The 18,650-nt window shown below is 71.9% G+C and carries 19 protein-coding genes; 8 read left to right on the top strand and 11 right to left on the bottom strand.

Annotated features, from left to right (window positions below):
* Window positions 1-22: 22 nt before the first annotated feature.
* The 5 genes from AC061S_RS18715 to AC061S_RS18695 all read right to left on the bottom strand — a co-directional run bounded on the left by AC061S_RS18715 (window position 23) and on the right by AC061S_RS18695 (window position 4,054).
* Complete coding sequence (locus tag AC061S_RS18715) at window positions 23-538, bottom strand: VanZ family protein (protein ID WP_478687146.1); 516 nt, start codon at window positions 536-538, stop codon at window positions 23-25.
* A gap of 104 nt (window positions 539-642) precedes the next feature.
* Window positions 643-1,260, bottom strand: a complete 618-nt coding sequence (locus AC061S_RS18710; protein ID WP_478687096.1) for a PH domain-containing protein — start codon at window positions 1,258-1,260, stop codon at window positions 643-645.
* A gap of 25 nt (window positions 1,261-1,285) precedes the next feature.
* Entirely contained in the window at window positions 1,286-1,960 is a 675-nt protein-coding gene (locus tag AC061S_RS18705; protein WP_478687095.1) for a class F sortase, read from the bottom strand.
* 86 nt (window positions 1,961-2,046) lie between these two features.
* The gene (locus AC061S_RS18700) at window positions 2,047-2,826 is read right to left on the bottom strand and encodes a hypothetical protein (protein WP_478687094.1); all 780 of its coding nucleotides are present in this window, start codon (window positions 2,824-2,826) and stop codon (window positions 2,047-2,049) included.
* 301 nt (window positions 2,827-3,127) lie between these two features.
* Complete coding sequence (locus AC061S_RS18695) at window positions 3,128-4,054, bottom strand: hypothetical protein (protein WP_478687093.1); 927 nt, start codon at window positions 4,052-4,054, stop codon at window positions 3,128-3,130.
* Window positions 4,055-4,330: 276 nt separating this feature from the next.
* On the opposite strand from AC061S_RS18695, the gene deoC reads away from it, so the two are divergent.
* From deoC to AC061S_RS18680, 3 genes are read left to right on the top strand one after another with little or no spacing between them, the layout of a single operon-like run.
* Entirely contained in the window at window positions 4,331-5,299 is a 969-nt protein-coding gene (gene deoC / locus AC061S_RS18690; RefSeq protein WP_478687092.1) for a deoxyribose-phosphate aldolase, read from the top strand.
* A gap of 5 nt (window positions 5,300-5,304) precedes the next feature.
* Window positions 5,305-6,762 carry an aldehyde dehydrogenase family protein gene (locus AC061S_RS18685; protein ID WP_478687091.1) on the top strand — a complete coding sequence of 486 codons (1,458 nt, stop codon included), beginning with the start codon at window positions 5,305-5,307 and terminating at the stop codon, window positions 6,760-6,762.
* Window positions 6,762-7,667, top strand: coding sequence for an aldehyde dehydrogenase family protein (locus AC061S_RS18680; RefSeq protein ID WP_478687090.1), 906 nt, complete (start codon window positions 6,762-6,764; stop codon window positions 7,665-7,667). Before AC061S_RS18685 ends, AC061S_RS18680 begins: the two co-directional genes overlap by 1 nt.
* A gap of 85 nt (window positions 7,668-7,752) precedes the next feature.
* Here AC061S_RS18680 and AC061S_RS18675 read toward each other — a convergent pair whose 3' ends face one another.
* On the bottom strand, window positions 7,753-8,115 hold the full coding sequence (locus AC061S_RS18675) for a hypothetical protein (RefSeq protein WP_478687089.1): 363 nt from the start codon (window positions 8,113-8,115) through the stop codon (window positions 7,753-7,755).
* Window positions 8,116-8,180: 65 nt separating this feature from the next.
* Between AC061S_RS18675 and AC061S_RS18670 the strand changes: the two genes are divergently transcribed.
* Complete coding sequence (locus AC061S_RS18670; protein ID WP_478687145.1) at window positions 8,181-8,885, top strand: uridine kinase family protein; 705 nt, start codon at window positions 8,181-8,183, stop codon at window positions 8,883-8,885.
* Between the two features lie 11 nt (window positions 8,886-8,896).
* On the opposite strand, the gene AC061S_RS18665 is transcribed toward AC061S_RS18670, so the two are convergent.
* Both AC061S_RS18665 and AC061S_RS18660 read right to left on the bottom strand, forming a co-directional pair.
* Window positions 8,897-9,703, bottom strand: coding sequence for a hypothetical protein (locus AC061S_RS18665; protein ID WP_478687088.1), 807 nt, complete (start codon window positions 9,701-9,703; stop codon window positions 8,897-8,899).
* A gap of 271 nt (window positions 9,704-9,974) precedes the next feature.
* Window positions 9,975-10,694, bottom strand: coding sequence for a SigE family RNA polymerase sigma factor (locus AC061S_RS18660; protein WP_478687087.1), 720 nt, complete (start codon window positions 10,692-10,694; stop codon window positions 9,975-9,977).
* A gap of 177 nt (window positions 10,695-10,871) precedes the next feature.
* Here AC061S_RS18660 and afsQ1 point away from each other — a divergent pair, with 177 nt between their 5' ends.
* From afsQ1 to AC061S_RS18645, 3 genes are read left to right on the top strand one after another with little or no spacing between them, the layout of a single operon-like run.
* On the top strand, window positions 10,872-11,549 hold the full coding sequence (gene afsQ1, locus AC061S_RS18655; protein ID WP_250746240.1) for a two-component system response regulator AfsQ1: 678 nt from the start codon (window positions 10,872-10,874) through the stop codon (window positions 11,547-11,549).
* Window positions 11,546-13,033 (top strand): sensor histidine kinase, encoded by a 1,488-nt coding sequence (locus AC061S_RS18650; protein ID WP_478687086.1) that lies wholly within the window; start codon window positions 11,546-11,548, stop codon window positions 13,031-13,033. The genes afsQ1 and AC061S_RS18650 overlap by 4 nt, the downstream gene beginning before the upstream one ends.
* Window positions 13,014-13,724 (top strand): hypothetical protein, encoded by a 711-nt coding sequence (locus AC061S_RS18645; RefSeq protein WP_478687085.1) that lies wholly within the window; start codon window positions 13,014-13,016, stop codon window positions 13,722-13,724. Before AC061S_RS18650 ends, AC061S_RS18645 begins: the two co-directional genes overlap by 20 nt.
* Window positions 13,725-13,800: 76 nt before the next feature.
* Here AC061S_RS18645 and AC061S_RS18640 read toward each other — a convergent pair whose 3' ends face one another.
* The 3 genes from AC061S_RS18640 to AC061S_RS18630 all read right to left on the bottom strand — a co-directional run bounded on the left by AC061S_RS18640 (window position 13,801) and on the right by AC061S_RS18630 (window position 16,985).
* Window positions 13,801-15,450 (bottom strand): phospho-sugar mutase, encoded by a 1,650-nt coding sequence (locus tag AC061S_RS18640; protein ID WP_478687144.1) that lies wholly within the window; start codon window positions 15,448-15,450, stop codon window positions 13,801-13,803.
* 79 nt (window positions 15,451-15,529) lie between these two features.
* Window positions 15,530-16,336 carry a purine-nucleoside phosphorylase gene (locus AC061S_RS18635; protein WP_266905195.1) on the bottom strand — a complete coding sequence of 269 codons (807 nt, stop codon included), beginning with the start codon at window positions 16,334-16,336 and terminating at the stop codon, window positions 15,530-15,532.
* 211 nt (window positions 16,337-16,547) lie between these two features.
* Window positions 16,548-16,985, bottom strand: a complete 438-nt coding sequence (locus AC061S_RS18630) for a gamma-glutamylcyclotransferase family protein (RefSeq protein WP_327254611.1) — start codon at window positions 16,983-16,985, stop codon at window positions 16,548-16,550.
* A 198-nt stretch (window positions 16,986-17,183) separates the two neighbouring features.
* Here AC061S_RS18630 and AC061S_RS18625 point away from each other — a divergent pair, with 198 nt between their 5' ends.
* A complete protein-coding gene (locus tag AC061S_RS18625) occupies window positions 17,184-18,623 on the top strand; it encodes an NAD(P)H-quinone dehydrogenase (RefSeq protein WP_478687084.1) in 1,440 nt (479 codons plus the stop codon).
* Window positions 18,624-18,650 lie beyond the last annotated feature (27 nt).

Genomic DNA, 18,650 nt, shown 5'->3' with positions numbered 1-18,650 from the left:
CGGGATGTTTTCCCGCGATGCCTCAATACTCCCGCTGAACAGAGGACAGAACGTCGGTCCAGGGGCCGAGCCCGACCCTGGTAATTCTCGGGGTCGCCCCCTGAGACCGCCGCAGCCGGGCCCGCAGGGCCGGGACGACGGCCAGGTGCGCGAGCACCACGCCGAGGGTGTTCAACAGCACCGAATCCACGTCGACCACCTGCCCCGGAACCGCCGTCTGGAGCATCTCGATGCCGACCGAGACCAGCACGCCCGCGGCGGCCGCCCGGGCCAGTGAGGACCACGTGGCCAGCGGCGAAAGCTCCACGCGGCCGCTGATCAGCGGCAGCAGCACCCCGAGCGGGGCCAGCAGCGCCAGCCCGCCGCCGATCCGGCGGGCGGCTTCCAGGGGCCCGTAGGAGAGGTCCGCCCTGATGCCCTCCAGCGGGGTCAGATTGGCCGCCGCCGCCCAGGGCACGTCCAGTGGGCGCAGCATCAGCCAGCCGACGAGGAGGAGGTGGGCGGTCAGCAGGACCCCGGCGAGAAGCCGGATCCACAGCTGTACGGTGGCGCTGCCGCTGCCCTTGACACGCTTGCCCTTGAGACGGTGCACGCCAGTGGAGACGCGGGTTCCGGTGCCCGCGGTTCCGGGGAAACCGCCGGTCAGCCCGTGGCGAGCAGCACCATCAGGATCAGCGCGCCGAGCACGGCGGGCGCGATGATCTCGTACGACCAGGAGACCTGTACGGAGCCCTGGGCGCCGGCCCGCGAGGCACCGCGCTCGTGCAGTTCCCGCAGCTCGTTCACCGTCTGGTCGGCGGCGGCGCGACGGACTTCCTCGTCCGGGGTCTTGCCCTGGCCGTTGGCCATGCCGAGCCGGCTCGCCTGGCGGCGGTTGGCCTTCTTGCGTTCCCGCAGGGAGACCGGCACGGACCACAGCTGGTACGTAGCCCCCTCCGCCAGCACCTCGGCGGAGAAGCGCGCCCGCACGGTGTCGACGGAGGCCCAGGGCAGCTCGATGGTCCGGAAGGGGTTGCGCACGCGCAGCCGGTCGTCGTTGGCGAAGACGGCCGGACGGACCGTGAAGGCGACGATGAGCGGGGCCAGGCAGAGCGCGACGGCGAGGGCGATCCACGGAACGTTCCCGGAGCCCCGCACCACGGCGTCCCCGCAGAGCCACGCGAGGAGCGCGAGCATGATCACCCCGGCGACGGTGGCCATGGGGGAGCGGTAGACCCGGTCGTCGTACGCCGGCTCTTCGGTGGGCTGATCGCTGCTCATGCGGCAGATTCTGCCTCAAGCCGTCTCACCCCACGAGATCGGCGTACAGGATGATGTTGTCGGGGCGGTGACCGTCGGTGATTTCACCGCCGCAGGTGATCACGCGCAGCTCGGGGCGCTGGGTGTCCCCGTAGACCTTCGCGGTGGGGAAGTCCTTCTTGTCCACCTGCTCCAGCTCGCGCACGCGGAAGACGGCTTCGGTGCCGTCCGCCCTGGTCACCCTGATCTCGTCGCCGGTGCGGACGCGCGAGACGTTGCGCAGCACGGCCGGGCCGCGCGCGGTGTCGAAGTGGCCGATCAGCACGGCCGGGCCGGTCTCGCCGGGGGTGACGCCCTTGGTGTACCAGCCGATCTTGTCCCCGTCCGCTACGGAGGGCACCTGGACCGAGCCGTCGGAGCCCAGCCCGAGCTCCAGTACCGGTGAGGCGTCCACCCCGGCCGAGGCGATCCGTACGCGGACGGGCGCGGAGGCGGGCAGGGCCGCGGCGGGCGAGGCGGACGCCGACGGGGCAGACGCCGACGGGGCGGCCGGGGCGGCCGGGGCGGCCGAGGTCTCGGCGACGTGCGGCGGCGCGGCGGCGGCGGGCGCCGGGCCGCCACAGCCGGTCAGGGCGGCCAGGGCGAGCGGCCCGAGGAGGGCGGCGGCCGTCAGCGCGCGGCGCGGTCGGCGGGCTGTGCGGCGGGGCGTACGGCGATTCATGGCATCGGCTCCGGGAACGGCCTTCGGCGGGCCACCGTGGAGGTGGCCCGCCGGAGGCGGCAACGAGTGGCGCGGGGTGGGGTGGTTCAGCTGCGGGTGCGGGCCTTGCGGTTGCGGATCATGAAGCCGGCGCCGAGTGCGGCGAGTATGGCGACGAGGGCGGTGCCGGTGGCCGCGGTGGTGGTGTTGTCGGTGTCTTCGGAGGCGATGTCCTCGGAGGACGTGTCGGTGATGTCGGCGAGCTCGGCGCCCGCGGCGACCGGGCCCTTGGGGACGACGACGGTCTGCGGCTTGGCGGCGTTGGCGGGGGTGGTGGCGGGCTTCGCGGCGGGCTTCACGGCCGGCTTGGTGGCCGGCTTGGCCGAGGGCTTCGGGGCGGGCTTGGTGGAGGGCTTGGTGGCCGGTGCGGCCTTCGGCAGCAGGTACCAGCCGCTGGAGGCGCCCTCGCCCAGCACGTAGACGTTGAGGAGGTAGCGGCCCTTGTCCGGGCCGGAGTCGATCTTCTTCAGGTCGTACTGGATGCCCTCGACCACCGCGCGGGGGTTCGCCAGGTCCACCATTCCGAGTACGCGGAAGGCCCAGGCGTCGCCCGGCTTCCAGTTCGGGCCGGAGGAGCGGATCCAGGCCTCGGGGCCCTCGGGCCCGTTGCGCAGCACCGCGAGGTGGTTCTCGGCGACGAGGACCTTCTCGCCGTCGTAGCGGTCGTTGCCCGAGGTGGTGCTGCCGGACACCGCCGATACCGCCGCTACCGAGGTCACGGCCGTCGCGGCCTGCGCGGTGGGCGCGGCGATCGCCGTCGCGGCGGGCGCCAGGAGCGCTCCGGCGAGGGCGGCGGTGACGATCGAGGTACGGAGGGCGGTACGCATAACGACTCCTTGGCGCATGGTGGAGGAAGGGGCGGAGAGTCGCATGCCGCGGTGTCGCTGTCGGGGTTTCGTCCGGTCAGGTCTGCGGGGCTGCTGATGAGAAATCTACGGATCTCGATCGACCGGAACGTGGGCTTCCTGTCATGGATGCGTAACAGCGAACAGCCGTCTGACCAGCGCACTCGTCTTCGGCCCGTACGGCCGGGCGGCGGACCCGCAACGCCCTCCGGCGGGCCGCCACGAAGGCGGCCCGCCAGAGGAAGGGACGGAGGGAACCGGAGCTCCGCCCCGGGGCCGGTGATCAGCCCCGGGAGCGGGCCCGGCGGGCACGGACCGCGAAGGCCGCACCGAGCAGGAGGGCCGTCGAGAGGACCCCGGCACCGGCGACCGCGATCGGGGCGCCGCCGGTGTCCTGCGTACCGGGCTCGGCGCCCGCGGCGACCGGCCCCTTGGGGACGACGGCCGTCTGCGGCTTCGGGGGCTTCGGTGCCGGCTTGGTGTCGGTGAAGGCGTAGCTCGGCCGGCAGCCCTTGGGGAACGCGGGGAACGGAGCCCGGCCGAACGGAGTGCTGCCGCCTTCGGTCTTCCATTCGAGGACGGGCGTGGCGCTGCTGGGGTTCAGGATCCTGACGATGAACCCTTTCGTGGGCAGCGAGGGGTTCGTGCGGTTCAGGGTGGTCCAGGGTCGGTCGTCGCCGGAGTTGTAGAGGACCGCCTTCGGGCCGTTCTCGGTGACGTACAGCTCGGCCTTCATGCCCGCGCCCAGCGACTGCCCCTTCGGTCCGACCCGGCAGTCCGTGCTGGCCTGCCCCGCGGGCAGGGGGTAGGACTTGACGGTCCCGTCCTTGGCGGTGACGACGAGCACGGGGTGGGCGCTCGCGGCCTTGGTCAGTTCGAGCGACATGCCTTCGGCCTTGTCGTAGGGTCCGCTCCGGTCCAGCTTCGTCACGACCGGCTTCATGTAGTCGTGGCCCGGCTTCCAGCCGGTCCCGACCCTGCGGATCCAGGCCTCGGGGCCCTCCACCTTGTTGCGCAGCACGGCGACCAGTCCCTCGCCGATGTAGACGGCCTTGCCCTCGTAGCGACTGTTGCCCGAGGTGGCTGCCGCGGCCGCCTGTGGGGCTGCGGCGATCGGCGCGGCGAAGGCGGCGCCGGTGGCCGGTAGGAGCATCGCGCCCGCGAGGGCGGCGGTGAAGATCGGGGTACGGAGGGCGTGGGCGGTACGCATAACGACTCCTGGGGCACGGGCAACGCGGAAGGGTGGCGGAAAATGGAGGAGAGTCGCATGCCGCGTCGAGTCTGTTCGGTCTCTTTCGGCCGGTTCAGGTGTGGCGGGCTGCTGATGACGAATCTATGGATCTCGTGAGGCCGGAGGATTCGCTTCCCGTCCCGGACGTGTAACACCCGAACGCGTGTCGGAACGGACGGGTCGATTCCCTCGCGGATGCCCTCGAATCGGCAGAGGGGGGTGACAGGCCGCTACGCGCGTAGATATGCTCATGTGGTGACCATGCCCACCACCCCCACCGCATTCGCTGACGTGACGACGTCCGACAGTGCGCTGCGCCGCTTCCTGCACGGGCTGCCCGGCGTCGACGCTGTCGGCCTGGAGGCCCGCGCGGCCTCCCTCGGCACCCGCTCGATCAAGACGACGGCCAAGGCGTACGCCATCGACCTCGCCATCTCGATGATCGACCTGACGACGCTGGAAGGCGCGGATACCCCGGGCAAGGTCCGGGCGCTCTCCGCCAAGGCAGCCAACCCCGATCCGACCGACCGCACCACGCCCATGACGGCCGCCGTCTGCGTGTACCCCGACATGGTGGCCACCGCCAAGGCCGCCCTGAACGGAGCCGACGTCAAGGTCGCCTCCGTAGCCACCGCCTTCCCGGCCGGCCGCGCGGCCCTGCCCGTCAAGCTCGCCGACACGGCCGACGCCGTGGCCGCCGGCGCCGACGAGATCGACATGGTCATCGACCGTGGCGCCTTCCTCGCCGGCCGCTACCTCGACACCTACGAGCTGATCCGCTCCGTCAAGGCGGCCTGCGTCCGCCCCGACGGCAGCGCGGCCCGGCTCAAGGTGATCTTCGAGACCGGCGAGCTGTCCACGTACGACAACATCCGCCGCGCCTCCTGGATCGGCATGATGGCCGGGGCCGACTTCATCAAGACGTCCACCGGCAAGGTCGGGGTCAACGCGACGCCCGCGAACACGCTCCTCATGCTCGAGGCCGTCCGCGACTTCAAGGCGCAGACTGGAATCCAGATCGGCGTGAAGCCGGCCGGCGGCATCCGGACCACCAAGGACGCGATCAAGTTCCTGGTCCTGGTCAACGAGACCGTGGGCGAGGACTGGCTGTCCAACCACTGGTTCCGCTTCGGAGCCTCCAGCCTGCTCAACGACCTGTTGATGCAGCGCCAGAAGCTGAGCACCGGCCGTTACTCCGGTCCCGACTACGTGACGGTGGACTGATCATCATGGCATCCGCATTCGAGTACGCACCCGCCCCCGAGTCCCGGTCCGTCGTCGACATCGCGCCCTCCTACGGGCTGTTCATCGACGGCGAGTTCACCGACGCGGCGGACGGCAAGGTCTTCAAGACCGTCTCCCCGGCCTCCGAAGAGGTCCTCGCCGAGATCGCGCAGGCCGGCGCCGCCGACGTGGACCGCGCCGTGAAGGCCGCCCGCAAGGCCTTCGAGAAGTGGTCCGCGCTGCCCGGCTCCGAGCGCGCCAAGTACCTCTTCCGCATCGCCCGGATCATCCAGGAGCGCAGCCGCGAGCTGGCCGTCCTGGAGACCCTCGACAACGGCAAGCCGATCCGGGAGACCCGCGACGCGGACCTCCCGCTCGTCGCCGCGCACTTCTTCTACTACGCGGGCTGGGCCGACAAGCTCGACCACGCGGGCTACGGGGCCAACCCGCGCCCCCTCGGCGTGGCCGGCCAGGTCATCCCGTGGAACTTCCCGCTGATGATGCTCGCCTGGAAGATCGCCCCGGCGCTCGCCACGGGCAACACGGTCGTGCTCAAGCCGGCCCAGACGACCCCGCTCTCCGCGCTCTTCTTCGCGGACATCTGCCGCCAGGCGGGCCTGCCCAAGGGCGTCGTCAACATCCTCACCGGGTACGGGGACGCGGGCGCGGCCCTCGTCGAGCACCCGGACGTGAACAAGGTCGCCTTCACCGGCTCCACCGCCGTCGGCAAGGCCATCGCGCGCCAGGTCGCCGGTACGTCCAAGAAGGTCACCCTGGAGCTGGGCGGCAAGGGCGCCAACATCGTCTTCGACGACGCCCCCATCGACCAGGCCGTCGAGGGCATCGTCAGCGGCATCTTCTTCAACCAGGGCCAGGTCTGCTGCGCGGGCTCGCGCCTCCTGGTCCAGGAGTCGATCCACGACGAGCTGATCGACTCGCTCAAGCGCCGGCTGACCACGCTGCGCCTGGGCGACCCGCTCGACAAGAACACCGACATCGGCGCGATCAACTCCGCCGAGCAGCTCGCCCGGATCACCGCCCTCGCGGACACCGGCGAGGCGGAGGGCGCCGAGCGCTGGTCGGCTCCGTGCGAACTGCCGAACGCCGGCTACTGGTTCGCCCCGACGCTCTTCACGAACGTCTCCCAGTCGCACACCGTCGCCCGCGACGAGATCTTCGGCCCGGTGCTGTCCGTGCTGACCTTCCGTACGCCGGACGAGGCCGTTGCCAAGGCCAACAACAGCCAGTACGGCCTGTCCGCCGGCATCTGGACGGAGAAGGGCAGCCGCATCCTGGCGGTCGCCAACAAGCTCCGTGCGGGTGTGGTGTGGGCCAACACGTTCAACAAGTTCGACCCGACCTCGCCCTTCGGCGGCTACAAGGAGTCGGGCTTCGGGCGCGAAGGCGGCCGTCACGGCCTGGAGGGCTACCTCGCCCCGTCGAACCCGAAGGGTGAGCGCTAATGGGAACTGTTGAGTCTTCTTCGACGCGTCTGAGCGTCTTCAAGACCTACAAGCTGTACGTCGGGGGCAAGTTCCCCCGCTCCGAGAGCGGCCGGGTGTACGAGGTGAGTGACTCGAAGGGCAAGTGGCTGGCCAACGCCCCCCTGTCCTCCCGCAAGGACGCCCGTGACGCGGTCGTCGCCGCCCGCAAGGCTTTCGGCGGCTGGTCGGGCGCGACCGCGTACAACCGCGGCCAGATCCTCTACCGCGTCGCCGAGATGCTGGAGGGCCGCCGCGAGCAGTTCGTCCGCGAGGTCGGCGAGGCCGAGGGCCTGTCCAAGACCAAGGCCGCGGCCGTCGTGGACGCGGCCATCGACCGCTGGGTCTGGTACGCGGGCTGGACCGACAAGATCGGCCAGATCGTGGGCGGGGCCAACCCGGTCGCGGGCCCGTTCTTCAACCTCTCCACCCCCGAGCCGACCGGTGTGGTCACGGTCGTCGCCCCGCAGGACTCGTCCTTCCTGGGCCTCGTCTCCGTGATCGCCCCGGTGATCGCCACCGGCAACACGGTCGTCGTGATCGCTTCGGAGAAGGCACCTCTGCCCGCGCTCTCCCTCGGCGAGGTCCTGGCCACCTCCGACCTGCCCGGCGGAGTGGTCAACATCCTGTCCGGCAAGGCCGCCGAGATGGGCCCGCACCTGGCGTCCCACCAGGACGTCAACGCGATCGACCTGGCGGGCGCCGGTGAGGCGTTGGCCAAGGAGCTGGAGATCGCGGCCGCGGACAACCTCAAGCGCGTTCTGCGTCCACAGCCTGTGGACGACTGGAGCGCGGACCCGGGCACGTCGCGCATGACGGCGTTCCTGGAGACCAAGACCGTCTGGCACCCGACCGGGTCGCTGGGCGCGGGCGGGTCCTCGTACTAGCCCCGTCCGGCTCGTACGAGATCCCTCGAAGACAGGCCCCGGCAGCGTCCCCCGCGCTGCCGGGGCCTCTTCGTGCCTACGGGAGCTACTTGGCGGCGCCCGGCAGCAGCGGGCCGAGCAGTGAGGAGGCCGCGGCGGTGGGCAGCTCGCCGACCGACGGCCCCTGGGTCAGGATGCCCGTAACCATGCCGGTGCCGACCGAGGGGAAATCCGCGACCTTGGTGGCGACGCCGTTGTCGAGGGGATCCACGCCGGTGTGCGCCAGCGGATTCACCTTGAGGTTCGAGATCGGGTCCGAGACGCCGGCGAGGGCCGCCGGAACATCAAGCTCGCCCGCCTGGGCGCCACCGGCGGCCATCGCGAGGGCCGCACCGGCCATGGAGAGGGTCAGGCCTGCGGTGCGCAGCGCCTTGGGGTGGGTGGCTTTGGGGGCTGCGTGACGTGCCATGGGTTCCCGCCTGTGGGCTCGTACGGAGTCGTAGTCGTGTGCGCACGCAGCGTAGTGGAGGTGTGATCCTGGATACCAACGGACCTTTGGGTAGGTCCCCTGCGCGAGGTAATAGTTCACACTGTTGTTCCGTGAGCTGTTCCTCTCCTTTGCCTACGCGTGTCGTCCTGCTGACCGGGCCCTCGGGCTCCGGCAAGTCCTCGCTGGCGGCCCGGTCCGGGCTGCCCGTGCTGCGCCTGGACGACTTCTACAAGGACGGTGACGACCCCACCCTCCCGCTGGTCGAGGGCAGCGCCGACATCGACTGGGACTCCCCGCTGTCCTGGGACGCGGAGGCGGCCGTGGCCGCGATCGCCGCGCTGTGCGCGGCCGGGCGGACCGAGGTCCCCGTCTACGACATCTCCACCTCCTCGCGGACCGGTACGGAGGCGCTGGACATCTCCCGGACCCCGCTGTTCATAGCCGAGGGGATCTTCGCGGCGGACGTCGCGGCGCGGTGCCAGGAGCTGGGGCTGCTGGCGGACGCGATCTGCCTGCGCGGGCGGCCCAGCACGACCTTCCGGCGGCGGCTCGCCCGTGACCTGCGAGAGGGCCGTAAATCGGTGCCGGTGCTCCTGCGGCGGGGCTGGCGGCTGATGCGCGCCGAGCGCGGCATCGTGGCCCGCCACACCGCGCTGGGCGCGCACGCCTGCGCCCGCGACGAGGCCCTGGGCCGCCTCGCGGCGGCGGCCGCGGGCCGCCACCGCTCGGCGAGCGCCGCGGCCGCGTAGCTCCGGGAGCTCTAGACGCAGCCCGGGACGGAGCCCGCCGGGGCGCACTGGTCCGGCGTGTTGCCGGTGATCGAGGACCGGCGGTTCGTCACCGTACCCAGGTTGTAGATGCCGCCGCCTTCGCCCGCGGTGTTGGCGGTGATCGTGGAGCGGTTCAGGACCAGCGTGTTGCCGGCGTCGTTGTTGATGCCGCCGCCTTGGGAAAACGCCGTGTTCGCGGTGACCTGGGAGCCGTTCAGCGTCGCGGTGCTGCCCGCGACGTTGTGGATGCCGCCTCCGAAGGAGGCCTGGTTGTTGTTCACCGTGGAGTTGTTCAGTCTCAGCGTGGAGGCTTCGTTGAGGATGCCGCCGCCGAAGTTGGCGGTGTTGGAGCTCACCGTGGACCGGTTCAGCGACAGCGTGGCTCCGGCTTCGTTGCGGATGCCGCCGCCTTGGTCCGCCGATGCGTTCCCGGTGACCGTGACGCGGTTCAGCGACAGCGCGCCGCCGATGTTGCGGATGCCGGCGCCATTGGCCCCGCCGCCCCCGGTGACGGTCAGGTTGACCAGCGACACCTGGACGCCCGCGGTGACCGTCAGCGTGCTCGCGCCTCCGGTGCCGTCGAGGGCGGCGCCCGCCATGCCGCTGAGGGTCAGGTTCTTGTTGATCGTGAAGTCGCCGTTGCAGGTCCCGCTCAGCACCAGCGAGGTACCGGGGGCGGCGGCGTCGATCTCGTCCTGGAGATTGTCGGTGGCGCAGTTCACCATGGTCTGGGCGGCCGCTTCCGGTACCGCCCCGAGCAGGCCGACCGCCCCCGCCGTCACTGCCACCGCTGCCATCCGGCCCATTGTCCTAACATGCGCGTTCTCCCGGTTCTCGCAGTTCTCCGTGACTTCCGGAGGACTGGTGCCCCGGGCGGGCGGGAGCGGGAACCGGCTGGCGGAGGAGTCCCCCGAACGGCCCGGAACGTTGACCACGACGGCCCACAGATGACGCCGTACGCGCACATGAAAGCGCGGGATCAGTCGGACCCCCGGCCGACTGATCCCGCGCTCCTCCCCCATGGCCACCGCCCCACCCCCGTAGGACGGCCCCCCGGCCGATGGTCTGTCAGGCGACCAGGTCCTCGAAGGACTCCGCCTCGTCGCGGCCGAAGCTCAGCGCCTCGTCCTCGCGCATCCGGCGCAGCGAACGCCAGATGCTCGACTTCACCGTGCCGACGCTGATGCCCAGGATCTCCGCAATCTCCGGGTCCGTGCGGCCCTCGTAGTACCGGAGCACCAGCATGGTGCGCTGCGGCTCCGGGATGCGGGTGAGCGCCTGCCACAGCACGGCGCGCAGCTCCGTACCGCCCATGGCGTCCGTGTCCGAGGCCGTCTCCGGCAGCTCTTCCGTCGGGTACTCGTTGAGCTTGCGCCGGCGCCAGGCGCTGATGTGCAGGTTCGTCATCGTGCGGCGGAGGTACCCGCCGACGGCGGCCTTGTCGCTGATGCGGTCCCAGGCGCGGTACGTGGAGAACAGCGCGGTCTGCAGCAGGTCCTCGGCCTCGTAGCGGTCGCCGGTCAGGTGGAAGGCCGTCGCGTAGAGGGCGGCCCGCCGCTCCTGGACGTACGCCGTGAACTCGGCCTCGTTGGAGGAGTCCGGGACCTCCGGGGAGCCCGCCGTGCGCTGGGCGGGGACGGAGGGGCGCTCGTAGGTCTTCGCGTCGATGGCCACCACGTGCGCCGGCCGCCGCGAAGGGGCCGTCGCCGTACGGATTGCCGTGCGGCGGTTCACATCGTGCAGCCGCGTGACAACCGCGCTGGTGCTGGTGCTGTGCAGCGTGTTCATCTCGCGCCCCCCGTCGTGGAGTCTGTCTGGTCCGTTGCCAAGAAGACTGCCCGCCCGAGATAACCGGGGTGTCCTTCGACTGTCACAGGCCTGTCACAGGGTCCCGGGAGGAGCCGCGCCCGGATTGGAGGCGCAGGGCGGTCGAAGTCCCGCGGGGCGATGGGACAGAATGAGCCCGTGCCTTTCCTGTTGCTCATCGAGGACGACGACGCCATCCGCACGGCCCTCGAACTCTCCCTGACCCGCCAGGGCCACCGTGTGGCCACCGCGGCGACGGGCGAGGACGGCCTCAAACTGCTGCGCGAGCAGCGGCCCGACCTGATCGTGCTCGACGTCATGCTGCCCGGCATCGACGGCTTCGAGGTGTGCCGGCGTGTCCGCCGCACCGACCAGCTGCCGATCATCCTGCTCACCGCGCGCAACGACGACATCGACGTGGTCGTCGGCCTGGAGTCGGGAGCCGACGACTACGTGGTCAAGCCCGTCCAGGGGCGGGTGCTCGACGCCCGCATCCGGGCCGTGCTGCGCCGCGGCGAGCGCGAGGCCACCGACTCCGCCGTCTTCGGCTCGCTGGTCATCGACCGCAACGCCATGACGGTGACCAAGAACGGCGAGGACCTCCAGCTCACCCCGACCGAGCTGCGGCTGCTCCTGGAGCTCAGCCGCCGGCCCGGCCAGGCGCTCTCCCGCCAGCAGCTGCTGCGGCTGGTGTGGGAGCACGACTACCTCGGTGACTCGCGCCTCGTCGACGCCTGCGTGCAGCGGCTGCGCGCCAAGGTCGAGGAAGTGCCCTCCTCGCCCACCTTGATCCGTACCGTCCGGGGCGTCGGCTACCGACTGGATTCCCCGCAGTGATCAGAGCCCTGTTCGCGGGCCGGCGCTGGACCAGCCTGCGGCTGCGGCTCCTCGTCGTGTTCGCACTGGTCGCGCTGACGGCCGCGGTCTCCGCGTCCGGGATCGCGTACTGGCTCAACCGCGAGGCCGTCCTGACCCGGACCCAGGACGCCGCCCTCGGCGACTTCCGGCAGGAGATGCAGAACCGGGCCGCGGCGCTGCCCGCCGACCCGACGCAGGAGGAGCTGCAGCACACCGCCGAGATGATGGCGGGCAGCAGCCCCGGCTACAGCGTGCTGCTGGTGGACGAGAAGGACGGCCGCAGGGTGGCCGGTACCGCCGGTCCCGACGCCTTCTCGCTGGCCGACGTACCGAAGTCGCTCCAGCACGCTGTCGACGACCGGCAGAAGACCACCTCGGCCAACGACGCCGAGTACCACGTGTACTGGCAGCGGACGAAGCCGAACGGGAACCCGTACCTGGTCGGCGGCACCCGGATCGTGGGCGGCGGCCCGACCGGCTACATGTACAAGTCCCTCGCCCAGGAGCGCGACGACCTCAACGCCCTGGCCTGGTCGCTGACCATCGCCACCGGCCTCGCGCTGCTCGGCTCCGCGCTGCTCGCGCAGGCCGCGGCCCGTACGGTGCTGCGGCCCGTGCAGCGGCTCGGCGACGCGGCGCGGCGGCTCGGCGAAGGGGAGCTGGACCACCGGCTGGAGGTGTCGGGGACGGACGAACTCGCCGACCTGGCCCACACCTTCAACAAGACGGCCGAGGCGCTGGAGAAGAAGGTCGCCGACATGAGCGCGCGGGAGGAGTCCAGCCGGCGCTTCGTCGCGGACATGTCCCACGAACTGCGCACGCCGCTGACGGCGTTGACGGCGGTCGCCGAGGTGCTGGAGGACGAGGTCGACGACCTCGATCCGATGATCGCACCGGCGGTGGGGCTGGTCGTGAGCGAGACCAGGCGGCTGAACGACCTCGTGGAGAACCTCATGGAGGTCACCCGCTTCGACGCGGGAACGGCGCGCCTGGTGCTGGACGACGTGGACGTCGCCGACCAGGTGACGGCGTGCATCGACACGCGGGCGTGGCTCGACGCGGTCGAACTCGACGCGGAGCGCGGGATCGTGGCGCGGCTGGACCCGCGGCGGCTCGACGTGATCCTGGCCAATCTGATCGGCAACGCGCTCAAGCACGGCGGATCGCCGGTACGGGTCTCCATCCGCGTGGAGGGGGACTGGCTGGTCATGGCCGTACGGGACAACGGGCCGGGCATCCCCGAGGCCGTACTGCCGCACGTCTTCGACCGGTTCTACAAGGCGAGCGCGTCGCGGCCTAAGTCGGACGGCAGCGGGCTCGGCCTGTCCATCGCGATGGAGAACGCGCACATCCACGGCGGCGACATCACCGCGGAGAACGGGGCGGAGGGCGGTGCGCTGTTCACGCTGCGGCTGCCGGTGGACGTGGGGAAGGTGATCGCCGGTGACGACGACGAGGCGTAGGACGGCGACGCGCGGGGCGGGGCGTGGCGCGGCGCTCGGCGCGATGCTCGGTACGACGGCCGTCGTGGTGGCCCTGGGCCTGTTGTCCCTGGGTGCCCTGACCGGGTGCGGGATCCGCGCGACCACCGTGCCGGTGGACGTGGGCCCGGCGCCCTCGCGGGTCTCCTGCAAGACGCCGGCGGGCACGCCGGCCGGGACCGGCGGGATGCAGGGCATCCGGGCCACGGTGGAACTGGTCTGCGGGGCGCAGCTGGTGGGCGTCCAGCGGGTGGTGCCGGTGCCGGAGAAGCGGCCTGCGCGGGACGTGGCGGTGCTCGTCACCCAGGCCCTGCTGGAGGTGCTCCAGCGGGAGCCGTCGGCGGAGGAGCGGGAGGCCGGCTTCACGACCGAGGTGCCGGCCCTGCTGACGGCCTCGGCGCCGCGGCCGGGCGATCCTCAGGGCACGGTACGGCTGAGCCGCAAGCCCGAGGACCTGCCCCCGGTGGCGCTGTCGCAGCTGGTGTGCACGCTCGCGGAGAGCGACGCGGTGTCTGCGGGTCCGGGCCCGGTGGTCCTGGGCGGTCCCGACGCGGATCCGCCGAGGGCCTGGGAGTGCACGGACGCCGTCCGCTCCCGCCCGGAGGCGGTACCGACCCTGGGCGACGTGGTGCGGCCGACGCCCACTCCCACTCCCGCACCCTCGGCCTCCTGACCCTCACACGGGAAACGGAAACGGCCCCCCGAGCCGGAGCTCAGGGGGCCGTCGGCGTGCGAGCGGCGCGTTCGGGCTAAATGCCGGCCGCGGCCGCCAGGTCCTTCTTGATCGCGTCGAGGACTTCCTGGCCGCGGGCGCGGGCCGGGAGCAGGTCCGGGGCGTCCGCCACCGGGACCACGACCTCCAGGTAGCACTTCAGCTTGGGCTCCGTGCCGGACGGGCGGACGATCACCCGGGCCTTGTAGTCGCCCTCCAGGTAGTAGCGCAGCCCGTCCGTGGGCGGGAGGGCCGCGGTGCCCCGGCTGAGGTCCTCGGCGGAGGTGACCCGCAGGCCCGCCAGCGAGGCCGGGGGCTCCGCGCGCAGCGCCGCCATCGCCGAGGCGATGACCGACAGGTCCTCCACGCGGACCGACAGCTGGTCGGTGGCGTGCAGACCGTGCTCCATCGCCAGGTCGTCCAGCAGGTCGGTCAGGGTCCGGCCCTGCTCCTTGAGCTCCGAGGCCAGCTCCGCGACGAGCAGGGCGGCCGTGACGCCGTCCTTGTCGCGGACGCCCTCGGGGTCCACGCAGTAGCCGAGCGCCTCCTCGTACCCGTAGCGCAGGCCCTCGACGCGGGAGATCCACTTGAAGCCCGTGAGGGTCTCCTCGTAGCCCACGCCCGCGGCCTCCGCGATCCGCCCGAGGAGGGAGGAGGAGACGATCGACTCGGCGAAGACGCCGGTCGCGCCCTTGTGCACCAGGTGGGCGGCGAGCAGCGCGCCGACCTCGTCGCCGCGCAGCATCCGCCAGCCGGAGGCGGCTGCCGGGTCCGGGACGGCCACGGCGCAGCGGTCGGCGTCCGGGTCGTTCGCGATGACGATGTCCGGGTTCACCCGGGCGGCCGTCGCGAAGGACAGGTCCATCGCGCCCGGCTCCTCCGGGTTGGGGAAGGCCACCGTCGGGAAGGCCGGGTCCGGCTCCGCCTGCTCGGCCACGAGGACCGGGGCCGGGAAGCCGGCGCGGGCGAAGGCGGCCAGGACCACGTCCTTGCCGACGCCGTGCATGGCCGTGTAGACGGTCCGCACGCCCCGGGGGGACCCGGGGGTCAGGACGGCGTCCGTGCGCTCCAGGTAGGCCTCCAGGACCTCGTCGCCGAGGTCCTGCCAGCCGCCCTCGGCCCGCGGTACGTCGGCCAGCGCGGCGATCGCGTCGATCTGCGCGGCGATCTCCGCGTCGGCCGGCGAGACGATCTGCGAACCGTCGCCGAGGTAGACCTTGTAGCCGTTGTCCCGGGGCGGGTTGTGGCTCGCGGTCACCTCGACGCCGGCGACGGCGCCCAGGTGCCTTATGGCGTACGCGAGGACGGGCGTCGGCAGCGGACGGGGCAGGACGGCGGCGCGCAGCCCGGCACCCGTCATCACCGCGGCGGTGTCGCGGGCGAAGTCGGCCGACTTGTAGCGGGCGTCGTAGCCGACGACGACCAGGCCGCCGTCGTGGCCCTGGGCCTTGAGGTAGGCCGCGAGGCCCGCCGCGGCCCGGATCACCACGTTGCGGTTCATCCGCATCGGGCCCGCGCCCAGCTCGCCGCGGAGTCCGGCGGTCCCGAACTGCAGCATGCCGGAGAAGCGGTCCGCGAGCTCGGTCGTGTCACCGGCCTCGATGAGCTTCGCGAGCTCGTCGGCCGTCTCCGGGTCCGGGTCCTCGGCCAGCCAGGCCCGGGCCCGCGCGATCAGATCGTCCTGCACGTCCTGCACGTCCTGCACTACTTCCGCCTTACCTCTCGTATGGCCGGTCGTCCGGTCACCCGGTCGTTCGGTGCGCCGTTCAGATCCGGGCGAGGACCTGGGTCAGCAGCTTGCCCATGCGCGCGGCCGAGTCGCGGCCGGCCTGGAGCACCTCTTCGTGGTTCAGCGGCTCGCCGGACAGGCCCGCCGCCAGGTTGGTGACCAGCGAGATGCCGAGCACCTCGGCGCCGGCCTCGCGGGCGGCGATGGCCTCCAGCACGGTGGACATGCCGACCAGGTCGGCGCCCATGACACGGATCATGTTGATCTCGGCCGGGGTCTCGTAGTGCGGGCCGGGGAACTGCACGTAGACGCCCTCTTCGAGGGTCTCGTCGATCTCCTTGCACATCGCGCGCAGGCGCGGCGAGTACAGGTCGGTCAGGTCCACGAAGTTCGCGCCGACGATCGGCGAGGTGGCCGTGAGGTTGAGGTGGTCGCTGATCAGGACCGGCTGGCCGGGCTTCATGCCCTCGCGCAGGCCACCACAGCCGTTGGTCAGGACGATGGTCTTGCAGCCGGCGGCGACGGCCGTGCGCACGCCGTGGGCGACGGCGGCGACGCCGCGGCCCTCGTAGTAGTGGGTCCGGCCGAGGAAGAGCAGGGCGCGCTTCTCGCCGATCTTGTACGAGCGGATCTTGCCGCCGTGGCCCTCGACTGCGGGCGGCGGGAAGCCGGGCAGCTCGGTGACCGGGAACTCGGCCTCGGGCGCGCCGAGCGCCTCCGCGGCGGGGGCCCAGCCGGAGCCCATGACGAGGGCGACATCGTGGGTCTCGGCGCCGGTCAGCTCGCGCAGGCGGGCGGCGGCGGCGTCGGCGGCGGCGAAGGGGTCGGTAACAGATGCGTTCACGCGGAAGAGCGTAGCCGCTCTTCGCCTACGCGCGTAGATGGCGCCGCTCACGGTATTCGGATCGTTGCTTTGTCGTTTCCGACCAATTGTCCCGGGCGGGGTGTGCGGGTGCCGTGCCGCGCCGTTGCCGGGGCTCCGCCCCGGACCCCGCGCCTCAAACGCCGGCGGGGCTGGATTTGGCCGGCGGCTGCCTGAATGTGGGCGGCCTGCTTCAGCAGGGGCGCTTGCGGAGTTCCATGACGTAGTCGTGCGGGGCGCCCGCGGATTCGGCCGCGTCGGCGAGCTCGCCGAGGTAGCGGGCCGAGGGCAGGCCGCCCTCGTAGCCGTTCAGGACGTACACCCAGGCCGCTTCCTCGCCGTCCAGCGTGTGCACGCGGACCCGCATGCGGCGGTAGATGTCGAGCCCGACGCCCTCCCACCGGTCCAGGGAGTCCTCGTCGAGCGGGGCCACGTCGTACAGCGCGACGAAGACCTGGTGGCGCGGCGCTTCGACGATCGTCGCCAGCGCGCCCTCCCAGCCCATCTGCTCGCCGCCGAAGGTCAGCCGCCAGTCGTTGATCCAGCCCGTGCCGCGCAGCGGCGAATGCGGAGCGCGGCGCGTCATCAGCCGCGGGTCGAGGTTGCCGGCGTACGCGGCGTAGAGCGACATGAGGTCGAGGGTACGGGAGGGGCGGCCCCGACCGCGCTCGCGGCCGCGTACGGGGCCGGCGTCCCGGATGGTGGGACCGGGCGTGAAGCACCTTGATGCGTGCGGGACAATGACGTACGGAATGCATCCCCCGGGGAGACCCCCCGGAAGCCCCGGCCGGGGCGGCAGCCGGCCGGGTAGACGTGAGGCGGAGTTTTCGTGACCCGGATCGTGATCATCGGCGGCGGACCCGGCGGGTATGAGGCGGCCCTCGTGGGGGCCCAGCTCGGCGCGGAGGTGACCGTCGTGGACTGCGACGGTCTGGGCGGCGCGTCGGTGCTCACCGACTGCGTGCCCTCCAAGACTCTCATCGCGACCGCCGAGGTCATGACGACCTTCGACTCGTCGTACGAGGAGCTCGGCATCGTCGTCGCGGACGACACCCCGCACATCGAGCACGCCGCGCGCGTCGTGGGCGTCGACCTCGGCAAGGTGAACCGGCGCGTCAAGCGCCTCGCGCTCGCCCAGTCCCACGACATCACCGCCTCCGTGACCCGGGCCGGCGCCCGGGTCGTACGGGGCCGCGCCAAGCTCGGCGGCCCGCAGGGCATCGACGGCACGCGGGACGTCATCGTCACCGCCGCCGACGGCTCGGAGACGATCCTCACCGCCGACGCCGTGCTCATCGCGACCGGCGGACACCCCCGCGAGATCCCCGACGCGATGCCCGACGGCGAGCGGATCCTGAACTGGACCCAGGTCTACGACCTCGAAGAGCTCCCCGAGGAGCTCATCGTGGTCGGCTCCGGCGTGACCGGCGCCGAGTTCGCCGGCGCGTACCAGGCCCTCGGCTCCCGGGTGACCCTCGTGTCCTCCCGCGACCGCGTGCTCCCCGGCGAGGACCCGGACGCCGCCGCCGTACTGGAGGACGTCTTCCGGCGGCGCGGCATGAACGTCATCGGCCGCTCCCGCGCCGAGTCCGCCAAGCGGGTGGGCGACCGGGTCGAGGTCACCCTCTCGGACGGCCGGGTCATCAGCGGTACGCACTGCCTGATGGCGGTCGGCGCGATCCCGAACACGGGCAACATGAACCTGGAGGAGTCCGGGGTCAAGCTCAAGGAGTCCGGGCACATCTGGACCGACAAGGTCTCGCGCACCTCCTCGCCCGGCGTGTACGCGGCCGGCGACGTGACCGGAATCTTCGCGCTGGCCTCGGTGGCCGCCATGCAGGGGCGCATCGCGATGTACCACTTCCTCGGCGACGCGGTGGCCCCGCTGAACCTGAAGACGGTCTCCTCGAACGTCTTCACCGACCCCGAGATCGCCACCGTCGGCTACACCCAGGCCGACGTGGACTCCGGCAAGATCGACGCCCGGTGCGTGAAGCTCCCGCTGCTGCGCAACCCGCGCGCCAAGATGCAGGGCATCCGGGACGGCTTCGTGAAGCTGTTCTGCCGGCCCGGCACCGGGATCGTCGTGGGCGGCGTGGTGGTCTCCCCGCGCGCGAGCGAGCTCATCCACCCGATCTCGATCGCCGTCGACAACAACCTGACGGTCGAGCAGATCGCAAACGCGTTCACCGTGTACCCCTCGCTGTCCGGTTCGATCGCCGAGGTCGCCCGCCAGCTGCACACGCGAAAGGCCTCCGGCGAGGCGTAAGTACCGATAACGGCCCTTGTGCGCAAG

This window comes from Streptomyces sp. CA189, from assembly GCF_056428985.1.
The sequence above is the reverse complement of the archived record's forward strand: the minus strand, read 5'-3'. Positions and strand labels throughout refer to the sequence as shown.

What these genes read in the sequence shown, in the direction of transcription:
- AC061S_RS18710 (WP_478687096.1), bottom strand. Translation starts at nt 1,260, where the DNA reads ATGAGCAGCGATCAGCCCACCGAAGAGCCGGCGTACGACGACCGGGTC.
- AC061S_RS18705 (WP_478687095.1), bottom strand. Translation starts at nt 1,960, where the DNA reads ATGAATCGCCGTACGCCCCGCCGCACAGCCCGCCGACCGCGCCGCGCG.
- AC061S_RS18700 (WP_478687094.1), bottom strand. Translation starts at nt 2,826, where the DNA reads ATGCGTACCGCCCTCCGTACCTCGATCGTCACCGCCGCCCTCGCCGGA.
- AC061S_RS18695 (WP_478687093.1), bottom strand. Translation starts at nt 4,054, where the DNA reads ATGCGTACCGCCCACGCCCTCCGTACCCCGATCTTCACCGCCGCCCTC.
- AC061S_RS18685 (WP_478687091.1), top strand. Translation starts at nt 5,305, where the DNA reads ATGGCATCCGCATTCGAGTACGCACCCGCCCCCGAGTCCCGGTCCGTC.
- AC061S_RS18680 (WP_478687090.1), top strand. Translation starts at nt 6,762, where the DNA reads ATGGGAACTGTTGAGTCTTCTTCGACGCGTCTGAGCGTCTTCAAGACC.
- AC061S_RS18675 (WP_478687089.1), bottom strand. Translation starts at nt 8,115, where the DNA reads ATGGCACGTCACGCAGCCCCCAAAGCCACCCACCCCAAGGCGCTGCGC.
- AC061S_RS18665 (WP_478687088.1), bottom strand. Translation starts at nt 9,703, where the DNA reads ATGGCAGCGGTGGCAGTGACGGCGGGGGCGGTCGGCCTGCTCGGGGCG.
- AC061S_RS18660 (WP_478687087.1), bottom strand. Translation starts at nt 10,694, where the DNA reads ATGAACACGCTGCACAGCACCAGCACCAGCGCGGTTGTCACGCGGCTG.
- AC061S_RS18630 (WP_327254611.1), bottom strand. Translation starts at nt 16,985, where the DNA reads ATGTCGCTCTACGCCGCGTACGCCGGCAACCTCGACCCGCGGCTGATG.